Raw genomic sequence first — 14837 nt, forward strand, 5'->3', positions numbered from 1 at the left:
ACTATGATATTAGAAAAGATTATTGAAAGCCGCATGGGTGAAAATACTTATGTAGTTGGAGATGAAAACAGTAAAAAATGTATTGTTGTAGATCCAGGAGCAAACTTTATTGACATAATGAATTATGTTAAAAAAATGAACTTAATTATAGAATATATTGTTTTAACTCATGGTCATGGAGATCATATAACAAATGTTTTAACATTAAAAGACGCAACAAATGCTAAAATAGTAGCCCACGAGGAAGAAAAAGAAATACTAAAAGATAAGAAGAAAAATTTAAGTGCTTCTCTTCCATCAAATACAGTAGAATTAGATGCTGACATATATGTTAAAGATAATGACACATTAAAAGTTGGTGATATGAAATTAAAGTTTATTCATACACCTGGCCATACTCCAGGAAGTATGTGTATAAAAATTGACAAACACATGCTTACAGGAGATACTTTATTTGCAGGCAGTATAGGAAGAACAGATTTTTATGGTGGAGACTATAAAAAAATGGAAAAGTCACTTAAAAAATTAGAAAAACATGATGGTGATATTACTATTTATCCAGGTCATGGACCAAACTCTAATTTAAAAATAGAAAAAATGACAAATCCTTTTATGAGATAAATTAACACTTCAAGGATTTCAGAAGGAGCTAGAAAATGATAGGTGTTGTATTAAAAGGTCATGACTTTAAATATGAAGTAAGTGAATTAATTAAATTATTTACTTCTGATTTTAGATTTATTGACAGCAAAGATTGCATGATGGTTGTGGAGAATACTGTATTTTTCCATAATAACAATGTTTTTTCAAAAACAGTGTATTGTGAAAATTATCAAGTTATTCTAGAACATGTAGAGCATAGAAACTTAGAGGGGCTATGTGAAAGGGAAAATAAGAAGATTATAAAGGAAACTATAAAAAGGAGTATGTTTAAGATTTTAGAAAAGAAGTTTAACATTACTCCACCATGGGGAATACTTACAGGTATAAGACCTGTTAAAATAGTTCATTCATTACTTGATGATAATTATAGTGATCATCAAATAAGAGAAAAATTAATGTTTGACTATTTTATAAGTAATGAAAAAATTAACTTAGCTCTTGATATTGCCAAAAGAGAAAGGAAATTTATTTACCCAATTGATGAAAATAAAGTATCTTTATATGTGAGTATTCCGTTTTGCCCTACAAGATGTTATTATTGTTCATTCCCAGCTAATTCTCTTAAGCAATTCGGTAGCTTAAAGCCTATTTATGTAGCTAAATTACTTGAAGAAGTCCAAGGGGTAGCTAGGTTATTAAAAGAGCAAAATAAAACAATTGAAACACTATATATTGGTGGAGGAACTCCAACTACTTTAACTCCTAATGAGATGGATACTTTAATCAAAGGTTTATTTGAAAAATTTGATTTAAGTGGGATTAAAGAGTTTACAGTAGAGGCAGGAAGACCTGATACAATAAATAGAGAAATGTTAGAAGTTTTAAAGAAGAATAATGTTGATAGAATTAGTATAAATCCACAAAGCATGAATGATGAAACCTTAAAAAAAATAGGTAGAAATCATAGTGTACAAGAGATTATCGACTGTTTCCACTTAGCTAGGGAAATAGGATTTGATAATATAAATATGGATATAATACTAGGTCTAGTAGATGAAAATCTAGATATGGTTAGAAATACTTTAGATAAAATAAAAGAACTATCTCCAGAAAGTCTAACTGTTCATACCTTAGCAGTAAAAAGAACATCAAAGCTAAAGGAAAATCTTGAGGACTATGAACTTGCTCAGTACGAGGAAATGGTAAAAATGATTAATTTAGCGATGGAATATGCAAGAGATATGGGATTAAACCCTTATTATATGTACAGACAAAAACACATGCTAGGTAACTTAGAAAACATAGGTTATTCTAAAGAAGGTTATGAATGTATTTATAATATGCAAATTATGGAGGAAAAACAAAGTAATTATGCACTAGGGGCTGGTTCTATAACTAAATTTGTATATCCAGATGAAGATAGGATTGAAAGGGTAGAAAACGTCAAAAATGTTGAACAATATATAGACAGAGTTGACGAGATGATAAAAAGAAAGTATGAGGAGGTAGAGAAAAATGCTAAGTAAAGCGCCAAGAGGAACAAAAGATATATTACCAAAGGAAGTTTATAAATGGCATTACGTAGAGCAAAAATTTAGAGAAATTTGTGCATTATACGGATACGAAGAAATGAGAACTCCTATATTTGAACATACAGAAGTTTTCACGAGAAGCGTTGGAGATACAACAGATATAGTTCAAAAAGAAATGTATACTTTTACAGATAAGGGGGATAGACAAATAAGTTTAAAACCTGAAGGAACTGCTGGTACAATAAGATCATTTATTGAAAATAAATTATATGCTGATACACAACCAACAAAATTATTTTACATAACTCCATGCTTTAGATACGAAAGGCCACAAGCAGGTAGACAAAGACAATTCCACCAATTTGGAATAGAATCACTAGGAAGTGATGAACCATCAATAGATGCAGAAGTAATATCTTTAGCAGTGCAGTTCTTTAATGAATTAGGACTTAAAGATTTATCAGTAAATATAAACTCAGTAGGATGCCCTGTTTGTAGAGAAGAATATAATAAAAATTTAAAATCATATTTAGATGCTAAATCTGACGTATTATGTGAAACTTGTTTAGAGCGAAAAGACAAAAACCCAATGAGAGTTATAGACTGTAAAAATCCTACATGTAAAGAAAACATAAAAGATATACCTTTTATGGTAGATCACATATGTGATGATTGTAAGGATCATTTTGCGAAATTACAAGAATATTTAAGAGAAATGGATATAAAATTTGTAGTTGATAAAACCATAGTTAGAGGACTTGACTACTACAAAAAAACTGCTTTTGAAATAATATCAAATGATATAGGATCACAAAGTACAGTTTGTGGTGGAGGAAGATACGATGGTCTTGTTGAACAGCTTGGAGGGCCAAAAGGCATAAGTGGTATAGGATTTGGACTTGGAGCAGAAAGACTATTATTAACTTTAGAGAATAATAACATAGAAATAAAAAATCCAAAAGCTACAGATATATACATAGCTACAATCGGTGATGCAGCTAAGACTAAGAGTTTTAGTTTAATAAAGGCACTAAGAGATAATCACGTAAGTGCTGATATAGATCACCTAGGGAAAAGTTTAAAAGCTCAATTTAAATACTCAGACAAAATAAATGCTAAATATACAATAGTTATAGGTGATGACGAGTTAGCTAATGATGCAGCTACTCTTAAGAATATGGGAACATCAGAGCAAACTACTGTAAAGCTTAGTGAATTAGTAAATGAGTTAAAAAATAGATTATAATTATAATTGACATAAACATAAGGTGGTAGAATTTTTTTATTCTTTCACCTTTTAGTGCGTAAATGACGAAGGAGGAAATATGGAGAACTTAAAAGGATTAAAAAGAACTCATTATTGTGGTGATTTAAGAATTGCTAATGTGGGTGAAGAAGTAGTTTTAAATGGATGGGTACAAAAGAAAAGAAACTTAGGTGGATTAGTATTCGTTGATTTAAGAGATGTTAGAGGAATAAGTCAAATAATATTTGATACAAATGTAAGTGAAGAAGCATTCAACAAAGCTGAAAAATTAGGTTCAGAATATGTTGTTGCAGTTAAGGGTATAGTTAGAGAAAGACAATCTAAAAATCCTAACATGCCAACAGGAGATATAGAAATAGAAGCAACTGAACTTAGAGTTTTAAGCAAATCAGAAACTCCACCAATATATATTAAAGATAATGATAATGTTTCTGAAGATTTAAGATTAAAATATAGATTCTTAGATTTAAGAAAGTCTTCTATGCAACAAAACTTAATACTTAGAAGTAAAGTTGCTAGAATAGTAAGAAATTATTTAACAGACAATAACTTTATAGAAATAGAAACTCCTTTCTTAATAAAGCCATCTCCAGAAGGAGCTAGAGACTATTTAGTACCAAGTAGAGTTAACCCAGGTAAATTCTATGCTTTACCACAATCACCACAATTATTTAAACAATTATTAATGGTAAGTGGTATGGATAGATACTTCCAAATAGTAAAATGTTTCAGAGATGAAGACTTAAGAGCTGATAGACAGCCAGAATTCACTCAAATAGACTGTGAAATGTCATTTGTTGATGAAGAAGATGTAATGGGAATAATGGAAAAAATGCTTCAAGAAATATTTAAAGATACTTTAAATGTTGATGTAGAGTTACCACTTCCAAGAATAACTTATAAAGAAGCTATGGATAGGTTTGGATCTGACAAACCTGATACTAGATTTGGATTAGAATTTGTAAATATATCTGATATAGTTAAAGACTGTGGATTTGGAGTATTTGCAGGTGCTGCTTCTGATGAAAAAGGTAGCGTTAGAGGTATAAATGTAAAAGGAGGCGCAGAAGCGTTCTCTAAAAAAGGAATGAAAAAATTAGAAGAGCATGCTAAAACTTACAAAGCTAAAGGACTTGCTTGGATAAAATTAACTGAAGCTGGAATAGAATCTCCAATAGCTAAATTCTTCTCTGAAGAAGAAATGAAAGCTATATTAGAAAGAATGGGAGCAGAAACTGGAGACTTATTACTATTTGTAGCTGACAAAAATGCTGTAGTTTATGATGCATTAGGACAAGTAAGATTAGAAGTTGGTAGAAAACTTGATCTAATGGATAAAAATAAATACAATTTATTATGGGTAACAGAATTCCCATTATTCGAAAAAGACGAAGAAACTGGAAGAATGATAGCAATGCATCATCCATTTACATCTCCATTAGATGAAGATGTTGAAGGTTTAACTGGTGATAACAAAACTAGTTTAAGAGCTAAAGCCTATGATATAGTGTTAAATGGATATGAAATAGGCGGAGGAAGTGTTAGAATATCTAACAGTGACATCCAAAAGAAAATGTTTGATGCTATAGGAATTAGTGATGAAGAAGCTAATGATAAATTTGGATACTTATTAGAAGCATTTAAGTACGGTGTACCACCACATGCTGGTTTAGCATTTGGATTTGATAGATTAATAATGTTACTTACTGGAGCTGACAATATCAGAGAAGTAATAGCATTCCCTAAAAATCAAAATGCGATATGCCCAATGACAAATGCGCCAGGTATTGCAGATGATATTCAGTTAGATGAATTATCTATAAAGGTTAACATAGAAGAATAACATTTAAAATAAACAGGCAGGTTATAACTTAGTTATGAACTGCCTGTTTTAATTAAGAAGAAGCTATTTTTATGGGTAGTATTTTAATTTTTAACGTTTTATATTAAGTTTTAAATTTTATTAAAAGGGTACTAATAAAAAGAATAGAAAAAATTTAATATTAAATGATAATAAAGTAAAAATAATATCTATAATATAAGTAGTACAAAGTTTTATAGAGAGGAGATATAAGATTATTAAAAGTCTTATATTAAAAGATAATGAATAATATATTTTTTTATGAAACAGAGATAGGTATTATAGGGATTAGAGAAAATAATAAATCAATAACAGATATATTTTTTTCAAAAGTAGATACTAATGATAATATAGAGGAAACAGATTTAATAAAAGAATGTTTTAAGCAATTAAAAGAGTATTTTGAAGGAAATAGAAGAGCGTTTGATTTGCCACTAGAGACTAGAGGAACCGAATTTCAAAAGAAAGTATGGGATGAACTTTTAAAAATACCTTATGGAGAAACTAAAAGTTATAAAGACATTGCTATTGCTATTGGAAATGAAAAAGCATGTAGGGCAATAGGAATGGCAAATAATAAAAATCATATACCAATAATCATTCCATGCCATAGAGTAATTGGTTCTAATGGAAAATTAGTTGGGTATGCTGGTGGACTTAATGTAAAAGAAAAATTACTTAATATAGAAAATTTAGACGTAAAATAAAGGAGAAGCAAATGTTAAATATAGGATGTCATTTATCAGTATCAAAAGGATTTAAAAATATGGGAGATGAAGCTCTAAGTATAAATGCTAATACTTTTCAATTTTTTACTCGTAATCCGAGAGGTGGAAAAGCAAAAGATTTAGATGAGAAAGATATACAAGCTTTTTTAGAATTAGCTAAAGAAAATAAATTTGCCCGATTATTAGCTCATGCACCATACACTTTAAATGCTTGTGCAGCAGATGAAAGTAAAAGAGAATTTGCGATACAAACTTTTGCAGATGATTTAAGAAGGTTAGAAATGGTGCCAGGGAATTTATATAACTTCCATCCAGGAAGTCATGTGAAACAAGGTGTAGAAATTGGCGTTCAATATATTGCAGATATGATAAATCAAACTTTAACACCTAATCATTCTACTACAGTATTACTTGAAACTATGGCTGGAAAAGGTACAGAAATAGGAAGAAACTTTGAAGAATTAAGAGCAATAATAGATAAGGTTGAATTAGGCGACAAAATAGGTATATGTATGGATACTTGCCATGTATTCGATGCTGGTTACGATATAGTAAATGATTTAGATGGTGTATTAGAAGAATTTGATAGGGTTTTAGGTTTAGATAGACTAAAAGCAATTCACTTAAATGATAGTTTGAATGTTTGTGGAAGTCATAAAGATAGACATGCTAAAATAGGTGAAGGAAATATAGGTTTGGAAGCCATAACTAGAATAATAAATCACCCAAAACTTAAAAATTTACCATTTTTACTTGAAACACCAAATGAAATAGATGGATATGCAAAAGAAATTGAATTACTAAAAAGTGTATATAATGATTAATTACAAAATGCTTGAGATAAAATTTATTTCAAGCATTTTTATTTCTACTTATACATTATTTTTTTAAGGCTTCTCATTAAATCTTTATCTTCCTTACTTACACGTGTGGATTCAATGATTTTTTGTAAAGATTTGTTGTATGTAAAATTATCTAAGTTATTATTTTTTAAAAATGCTAAAGTTTTTTGTGGGAAATCAATATATGCATATGATACAGCCCAAGCTACTGCCATTTTAACATAATATCCATCATGGTTAATATTATTTAAAGTATTCAATACATCATCAATATAATCTTCGATTATATAAAAATTAAGCATCATAACAATGGCAAATCTAATATCAAACTCATTTTCTGATGAAGTATAAGGTAAAATAAAATTCCATACTTCATTTATATTTTCCTTTGTAAATTTTAAGTTATTACAAAAGCTATCACAAATTGCCCAGTTATCTATTTTAGGTATGAAATTTTTTATATAATTAAATCTATTTTCATTATCAGTTTTTAAATATCCAATTATTAACCCTTCAATCATTATTTCTTCATAATATTTTGTATCACCATTATTTAAATAATTATAATAATCCTCTTCCTTAGATAAACTTTTAGCTAATTTTCTCAGTAGTGGAAGTCTCACACCTAAAATATTTTCAACACCAGGACATAAATTGCTATGAAAACTTCTATATTTATCGTCAGCTAATTTAATTAATTCTTGCCTAATTTCTTCTTTTTTATTATTAATCATACAATCACCTCATATAAATGAGTATATCACATATAATAAATTAGTAAACGAGAAGAAAGAAGTCTAAATTTATTATTATAAAGATAGACTTCTTACATTTAACTTTTGAAGCAAAGTATTGAAGGGAAGTAATATTTAGCTATTTATGATCACAGTTACATTTTTTATCCTTGTGACCTTCAGCATGTTTTCCATGACAACATTCGTGATCAGAATTTTCTTTGTGTGCTTTTTCATGACCACAACAACATCCATCAGAGGAATTGGATAATGGGACCAAACCTTGATTATCCATTGCATTAGAATTAAACTCAGGAACATTAGGAGTTAAATTCTTGTTTAATGTTGGATTAGTTTCAAATTGAGGTTTATTTCTGTATACATTTTTAGTAGTCATAAAATACCTCCTTAAGATACTTCTCACTAATAGTATGCTAAAAAAACAAAATAATATGGTAAGAAGAAAAAACAATAAATCCAATTATTTGCCATTAATGAAAAATTTAAAATTATTAAAAATGGATTAATGTGGATAAAGTAACAAATTTCTACTTTTAAGTATATATTATATTAAAATACTTTAAGGGGGAAATAGCTATGAGTTATGCTTATGAATGGATACATCCAGATCCAAATCAATTACAAAACTCTATAAAGTTAATTGAAAAGTCAATAGTATCAGAAAAGAAAGATTCTGTATTTTTTCAATGGTTAATCGACAATATTCCAGTAAGTCAATTATCACCGAAGGAAACAAAAAAGATACAAGGAATAATAGAATCGATTAGAGATGACGAATTACGTCATAATCTAATGTTTAAAAATATGTACTTTCAAATTACAGGAATGAAAATACAGCCAGAAGAAGAAACGTTTATTCCACCAGCAGGTTTTAAAGATGGAATATCAGATGCAATGATAAGAGAATTAAACGAAGTTAAAATTTATGGCCAAATAATTGAAGGGCTTCCAAGTTTATATTATAGAGATCAAGTTTTTCAGATATTAAACGATGAATTAAGACACGGAAGTTTATACAATTATATTTATACAGTAGTTTCTGTTATCTAAATATATATGTAAAATAAAAAGATGTAACTAGAATCAGTTACATCTTTAATATTTACAATAAAAGTTAAATTAATCAGCAACCTCAACAATTTCAAGTATTTCTTGAGGACATGCTTTAACACATATTCCACAAGCCATACATTTAGATGGAGCTGGCTTTTCTTCTGATTTAACAATAATTCCTTTTGGACAGACTTCTACACAAGTTAAACAACCTGTACATTTTTTCTTGTTTATTGTATAAATACCTTTAGCATTTTTAGATATTGCATCTTCTGGACATTTTTTAGCACAAACACCACATTGGTTACAAGCCTTTACATCTAATACATCTTTTTTATTAACCCCTATAGATATACAAGAGAAACCTTCTTTTTTATAAAAGGCTTCAGAACAAGCTAGTTCACAACTTAAACAAGCTTGACATAGAGATTTGTCCTTAACAACTAATTTTTTCAATTTTATTTTCCCTCCCCTAAGTATGTAGATAATTTATTTGTTTGAAAATAAAGCATCCTATTTTTAGTGTATATGATTGTTATTGTAAAATCAACGAAGTAAGAAAATCAACTGATTACTTTTTGGAAAGCCAAAAAATCATTAATAATATTTTTGTACTTTATGATAAAATAAGAAAAAATATTTGAATAATAGAGGTTAAGTGTTATATTATAAAAATAAATAATACAAAATTAATCGGATTTTATATAAAGGAGGAAATAATGAAGAGAACAGACTATATATCATGGGATGAATATTTTATGGGAATATCCTTATTATCAGGAATGAGAAGTAAAGATCCATCAACACAAGTGGGTGCTTGTATAGTAGACAAAAACAATAGAATAGTATCAATTGGTTATAATGGATTTGTTAATGGTTGTAGTGATGAAGATTTTCCATGGCAAAGAGAAGGAGACTTTCTTGAAACAAAATATCCATATGTAGTTCATGCAGAGCAAAATGCAATACTAAATGCCAGGGGAAAATCTTTAGAAGGATGTAGCATTTATGTTAATCTATTTCCTTGTCATGACTGTGCTAGAAATATTATTCAGTCTGGCATAAAGAAAGTATATTATTTAGATGATAAATATGCTGAAACAGACTCCACAAAAGCTTCTAAATATATGTTTGAAAAAGCAAAAGTACAATGCATAAAATTAGAAGCAAGTATAGAAAAAATAGAAATATTATTTAAATAAAGTTAATTAAAAGAAATATAAAATGGGAAAAATTCATTTTATATTTCTTTTTTTGTGAAAAAATATTATTAGTATTGTTTGATTTTAAATCAATATAAAATAATGAAATTTTGTAAATTTATGGAAAAAATTATAAAAAAAAACCAATGTGCTTAAATGGCTACATTTGAGAATATAAATAAAAAAATTATATAGTATTGACAAAAATAAAGTTGAAAAATTAAAAATAAATCACTTGATTAAGCACCACATGTGGTATAGAATATACAAGGTGGTTACTATATATAGTGTTTTACCTCAGGAACACTGGGTATAAAACTTCTATAAAAGTCAATAGGTTTACATAAAAAAATTAAAATATTAATCTATGTAGATAAAAATAGATATCACTATGTACAAAAGGAGATGCTTATGAAAAAAGAGTTAAATATAATCAAAAGAGACGGAAAAGTTGTCAAATTTGATAAAGATAAGATTGAAAATGCTATATTAAAAGCGATGAAAAATGGTAGTGGAGTTTATATACCAGAGATTGCAAAAGAAATAGCTGAAGAAATAGAATCTATTTGTATGGAACGTGATGCCAATGCTACAGTGTACAAAATAGAAGAAATGGTATATACAAAGTTAATTGATTATAAACAAAAACTAACAGCTAAGGCATATGAAGGATATAGAGCGGTACAATCATTTAAAAGAACAATAAATACAACAGACGATAGCATCCTAGGTTTATTAGATAGAAGTAATGAAGATGTTTTAAATGAAAATTCAAATAAAAATGGTATATTAGCATCTACTCAAAGAGATTTAGTAGCAGGAGAAGTATCAAAAGATATGTCTAGAAGAAAACTAATACCTGCTCATATAGTTCATGCCCATGATGAAGGTGTTCTTCACTATCATGATATGGATTATGCTATGCAACCAATACACAACTGTATGTTAATCAACTTGGAAGATATGTTAACAAATGGAACTGTGATTAACAACAAATTAGTAGAATCTCCAAAATCTTTTGGAACGGCATGTACTATAGTTACTCAAATTATAGCTCAAATAGCAAGTGCTCAATATGGAGGAAATACAATAACTATAAAACATATAGCACCATTTTTAAGGGTATCATACAATAAATATTTAAATAAATACAAACAAAAATACTCTCCTGATATGGCTAAGGAATTAGCTGAAGAGAGAATGATGGAAGAATTAAAATCTGGTATTCAAACTATTAGATATCAGTTATCAACTCTTCATACAAGTAATGGTCAATCACCATTTTGTACAATATACTTAGAAATAGAAGAAGGTCATGAGTATGAAAGAGAAATGGCGTTAATTTGCGAAGAAATGATAGTACAAAGATTAGAAGGAATGAAAAATTATAAAGGTCAAGTAATAGGTGAAGAGTTCCCAAAATTAGTTTATTTACTGGACGAACATAACTGTTTAGAAGGTGGTAAATATGACTATATAACAAAACTTGCTGCAAAATGTAATACAAAAAGATTAGTACCTGATTATCAAAGTGCAAAAATGATGAGAAAAAATTATGATGGAGAAACATTCCCTCCAATGGGTTGTAGATCACACCTAAGTAACTGGAGAGATGAAAACGGAAATTATAAATGGTACGGAAGATTCAACCAAGGGGTTATATCTTTAAACTTAGTACAAGTTGCATTAACGGCAGAAAAAAATATGGAAAAGTTTTGGAGTATATTAGACGAAAGATTAGATCTTTGTAGGGAAGCACTAATGATTAGACATAATTTATTAAAGGGTACAACATCTGATATATCACCAATACACTGGCAGCATGGTGGAATATCTAGACTAGAAAAAGGCGAAAAAATAGATTCTTTATTAGAAGGAGGATATTCAACACTTTCCTTAGGATATGTTGGTATATATGAAATGACGCAAGCCATGCTTGGCATATCTCACACAACTGAAGAAGGCGAAAGATTTGCCCTTGAAGTAATGAATTATTTAAACCATAAATGTAGTGAGTGGAAAAAAGAAACAGGCCTTGGATTTGGTCTTTATGGAACGCCAGGAGAAAGTTTAACTTCAAGATTCTGTAGAATAGACAAACAAAAATTTGGAGAAATAAAAAACGTAACTGATAGAATGTATTACACAAACTCATATCATGTTCATGTTTCTGAAGAAATAGATGCATTTTCTAAATTAAAATTTGAAAGTCAATTCCATGATATAAGTTCAGGTGGATGCATAAGTTATGTAGAAGTTCCAGATATGAGTAAAAACTTACCAGCTGTAGAACAAATAATCAACTATATATATCATAATATACAATACGCTGAAATAAATACTAAGCCAGATGTTTGCTTCGCATGTGATTATACTGGAGAAATAAAGTTAGATGAAAATTTAGAGTGGTATTGTCCAAACTGTGGAAATAGAAATAAAGATGAGATGCAAGTTATGAGAAGAACTTGTGGTTATATAGGTTCAAATATGTGGGGTAAAGGCCGTACGCAAGAAATCGGAGAAAGAGTCTTACATTTATAAACAAAAAGGTGCATATGCACCTTTTCTATTATACATAAAAATAGTAAAAGGATGGAAATAAAATGACATTACTAGATGCAAGACAATTAGTAACAAAAAAGGTAGGACAATTAAAAGAGAGAGTAAATAAATTAAGTAAAAAACCTTCTCTAGTAATTATTAGAGTAGGAGAAGACTTTGCCAGTGGAAAGTATGTGTCAAATAAAGTTAAAAAATGTGAAGAAATTGGAATAAGTTCAAAAATAATTCATTTGGATGAAAATATTAGCCAAGATGAAGTAGAAAAAATTATTATAGATTTAAATAAAGATAAAGATGTTACAGGGATTTTATTACAATTACCTATACCAAAACACTTAAATGAAGATTATCTTACAAATCTTATAGAAGATGAAAAAGATGTAGATGGATTTACAATAGGAAATATGGGTAAATTATCTCTTAATTTGGAGGGGAATGTGGCATGTACTCCTAGAGGTATAATGACTTTATTAAAAGAATTTAAAATCGATATGGAAGGTAAGGATGTTCTTATAATAAATCGTTCTAACATAGTTGGAAAGCCATTAGCACAATTGTTTTTACAAGAAAATGCCACAGTGACTATAGCTCATAGTAAAACTAAAAACTTGAAGGAAAAAATTTCATCATCAGATATAGTTGTTACAGCAGTAGGAAGAGCTAACTTCTTAAGTGCACAAGATTTTTCTAATAATACGACAATAATAGATGTATCAATTAACTTTAATGAATCAGGAAAAATGTGTGGAGACGTGTCTAAAGAAGATTATGATATTATAGTAAATGAAAAACAGTGTCATTTGACTCCTGTACCAAATGGAGTAGGTCAAATGACTGTTATAGAATTAATTGAACAAACAATAGAGATTGCTGAAAAAGGGGAGAATAAATAATGGAAACAAAATTAAAAGTAAAACTTATATCTCATACAATGAATCCTGAGCTTGTTGTAGCTACAGCAGGGAAACTTTGTTATTCGCCATCAAATATTGATGATTTAATGGAAAAGCAAACACCAGAAAGTGTTGAAAGATTTGTAAATATGATTACTTCTATTGGTCATGGCAGTGTGTTAGAACATACTAGCTTTACTTTTGCAATAGAAGGAGTTTCAAGAAGTTTAACACATCAATTAGTTAGACATAGAATCGCATCTTATAGTCAACAGTCTCAAAGGTATGTTAAAGAAACTCAGTTTGAATATGTAATCCCTCAAGATATAAAAAACAACCCTATACTTGAGCAAAGTTATAAAAATCATATGGAAGATAGCCAAAGACTATATGATGATATAGTTGATAAATTAATATATGATTATATTTATAATAAAGATCAATATGGTAAACTAGTAGATATTCAATTAAAAAAATGTAATATAGATAAAGATGAATTTGAATCATGGAAAAACGAAAATAAATCTTGTAAAAAGTTTGTAGACACATTAAGAACATCATATAAGAAACTATGTTCAACTTTAGAGAAGAAAGCAATTGAAAACGCTAGATATATATTCCCAAATGCTTGTGAAACAAAAATAATCTGCACAATGAACTTAAGAAGCTTAATAAACTTCTGTCATCATAGATGTTGCAGAAGAGCACAAGAAGAAATAAATGAATTAGCATGGACTATGGTAGCAGAAGTAGAAAAAGTAAGTCCTTTACTTGGAAAAACTCTTGGTGCAAGTTGCCAATTTGGGCCATGTCCAGAAGGGTCTATGTGCTGTATGATGCCTTATGAAAAAAAGAATAAATAAGGTTAACTTTTAAATTTATAAAATGCAGATACTAAAAGGAGCATAATAATATGAGAATAAATAGAATTAAAGATAATGATATAGCAAATGGATTTGGAATTACTATGTCTCTTTGGACCCAAGGATGCCCTCACAAGTGCAAAGGCTGTTTTAATAGTGAAACTTGGAGTTTTACAGATGGTGAAGAATTTACTGAGGAAAAACTAAGTTATATTATGGATAACATTGATAAACATAATATAAAGAGAGATTTATCCATATTAGGAGGGGAGCCTCTTTGTCCTGAGAATATTGAGGGGGTTATTTATGTATGTAAGAAATTTAAAAATAAATACCCAGAAAAGAAAATATATTTATGGACGGGCTATACTGTTGAAAACTTTAATGAATTTCAAAAAGAAATTTTAAAATATGCAGATGTTTTAGTAGATGGCAAGTTTGAAGAAGAGAGAAAAAATATATCTCTTACACTAAGAGGATCATCAAACCAAAGAGTTATAAATGTTAAAGAAACATTAAAAGAAAATAAATTAATATTATTTGATTTAGAAAATAAATAATAAAAAAGGAGCTATTAAATAGCTTCTTTTTTTATTTTAAATTACTTATAAATCTAACAAGTTGATATAATATAAATAAAGAAGAAAAGTACTCTTAATAGGGGAGATGAGAGTTT

15 protein-coding genes are annotated in these 14837 nt (G+C 28.6%); 12 read left to right on the forward strand and 3 right to left on the reverse strand.

Annotation, left to right across the window (positions count from 1 at the left end; genetic code table 11):
- Positions 1-3 precede the first annotated feature (3 nt).
- From JW646_RS11255 to JW646_RS11280, 6 genes are all read left to right on the forward strand, one after another.
- The gene (locus JW646_RS11255) at positions 4-621 is read left to right on the forward strand and encodes an MBL fold metallo-hydrolase (RefSeq protein ID WP_206925536.1); all 618 of its coding nucleotides are present in this window, start codon (positions 4-6) and stop codon (positions 619-621) included.
- Positions 622-656: 35 nt separating this feature from the next.
- Positions 657-2129 carry a coproporphyrinogen dehydrogenase HemZ gene (gene hemZ / locus JW646_RS11260; protein WP_228415226.1) on the forward strand — a complete coding sequence of 491 codons (1473 nt, stop codon included), beginning with the start codon at positions 657-659 and terminating at the stop codon, positions 2127-2129.
- Positions 2119-3381, forward strand: coding sequence for a histidine--tRNA ligase (gene hisS, locus JW646_RS11265; protein WP_228415227.1), 1263 nt, complete (start codon positions 2119-2121; stop codon positions 3379-3381). Before hemZ ends, hisS begins: the two co-directional genes overlap by 11 nt.
- A 79-nt stretch (positions 3382-3460) precedes the next feature.
- Positions 3461-5245: an aspartate--tRNA ligase gene (gene aspS, locus JW646_RS11270; protein ID WP_074919867.1), complete on the forward strand. Its 1785-nt coding sequence runs from the start codon at positions 3461-3463 to the stop codon at positions 5243-5245.
- 260 nt (positions 5246-5505) lie between these two features.
- Positions 5506-5970: a methylated-DNA--[protein]-cysteine S-methyltransferase gene (locus JW646_RS11275; protein ID WP_074919866.1), complete on the forward strand. Its 465-nt coding sequence runs from the start codon at positions 5506-5508 to the stop codon at positions 5968-5970.
- Positions 5971-5981: 11 nt separating this feature from the next.
- Complete coding sequence (locus tag JW646_RS11280) at positions 5982-6815, forward strand: deoxyribonuclease IV (RefSeq protein ID WP_148558229.1); 834 nt, start codon at positions 5982-5984, stop codon at positions 6813-6815.
- A 44-nt stretch (positions 6816-6859) separates the two neighbouring features.
- Here the strand turns inward: JW646_RS11280 and JW646_RS11285 are convergent, their stop codons facing one another.
- Both JW646_RS11285 and JW646_RS11290 read right to left on the reverse strand, forming a co-directional pair.
- Positions 6860-7567 carry a DNA alkylation repair protein gene (locus tag JW646_RS11285; protein ID WP_228415228.1) on the reverse strand — a complete coding sequence of 236 codons (708 nt, stop codon included), beginning with the start codon at positions 7565-7567 and terminating at the stop codon, positions 6860-6862.
- Positions 7568-7706: 139 nt separating this feature from the next.
- Positions 7707-7964, reverse strand: a complete 258-nt coding sequence (locus tag JW646_RS11290) for a hypothetical protein (protein WP_074919863.1) — start codon at positions 7962-7964, stop codon at positions 7707-7709.
- 200 nt (positions 7965-8164) lie between these two features.
- On the opposite strand from JW646_RS11290, the gene JW646_RS11295 reads away from it, so the two are divergent.
- A complete protein-coding gene (locus JW646_RS11295; RefSeq protein WP_074919862.1) occupies positions 8165-8638 on the forward strand; it encodes a ferritin-like domain-containing protein in 474 nt (157 codons plus the stop codon).
- Between the two features lie 69 nt (positions 8639-8707).
- Here the strand turns inward: JW646_RS11295 and JW646_RS11300 are convergent, their stop codons facing one another.
- Positions 8708-9097 carry a 4Fe-4S binding protein gene (locus JW646_RS11300; RefSeq protein WP_074919861.1) on the reverse strand — a complete coding sequence of 130 codons (390 nt, stop codon included), beginning with the start codon at positions 9095-9097 and terminating at the stop codon, positions 8708-8710.
- A 263-nt stretch (positions 9098-9360) separates the two neighbouring features.
- Between JW646_RS11300 and JW646_RS11305 the strand changes: the two genes are divergently transcribed.
- From JW646_RS11305 to nrdG, 5 genes are all read left to right on the forward strand, one after another.
- The gene (locus JW646_RS11305) at positions 9361-9843 is read left to right on the forward strand and encodes a deoxycytidylate deaminase (protein ID WP_074919860.1); all 483 of its coding nucleotides are present in this window, start codon (positions 9361-9363) and stop codon (positions 9841-9843) included.
- Positions 9844-10254: 411 nt separating this feature from the next.
- Positions 10255-12384: an anaerobic ribonucleoside-triphosphate reductase gene (gene nrdD / locus JW646_RS11310; protein WP_206925544.1), complete on the forward strand. Its 2130-nt coding sequence runs from the start codon at positions 10255-10257 to the stop codon at positions 12382-12384.
- Positions 12385-12446: 62 nt separating this feature from the next.
- A complete protein-coding gene (locus tag JW646_RS11315; RefSeq protein ID WP_228415229.1) occupies positions 12447-13298 on the forward strand; it encodes a bifunctional 5,10-methylenetetrahydrofolate dehydrogenase/5,10-methenyltetrahydrofolate cyclohydrolase in 852 nt (283 codons plus the stop codon).
- Positions 13298-14161 (forward strand): FAD-dependent thymidylate synthase, encoded by an 864-nt coding sequence (thyX, locus tag JW646_RS11320; protein ID WP_074919857.1) that lies wholly within the window; start codon positions 13298-13300, stop codon positions 14159-14161. Before JW646_RS11315 ends, thyX begins: the two co-directional genes overlap by 1 nt.
- A gap of 50 nt (positions 14162-14211) precedes the next feature.
- The gene (gene nrdG / locus JW646_RS11325; protein WP_074919856.1) at positions 14212-14721 is read left to right on the forward strand and encodes an anaerobic ribonucleoside-triphosphate reductase activating protein; all 510 of its coding nucleotides are present in this window, start codon (positions 14212-14214) and stop codon (positions 14719-14721) included.
- Positions 14722-14837 lie beyond the last annotated feature (116 nt).

Source organism: Terrisporobacter hibernicus (assembly GCF_020809405.1).
GTDB classification, from domain to species: Bacteria; Bacillota; Clostridia; order Peptostreptococcales; family Peptostreptococcaceae; genus Terrisporobacter; species Terrisporobacter petrolearius.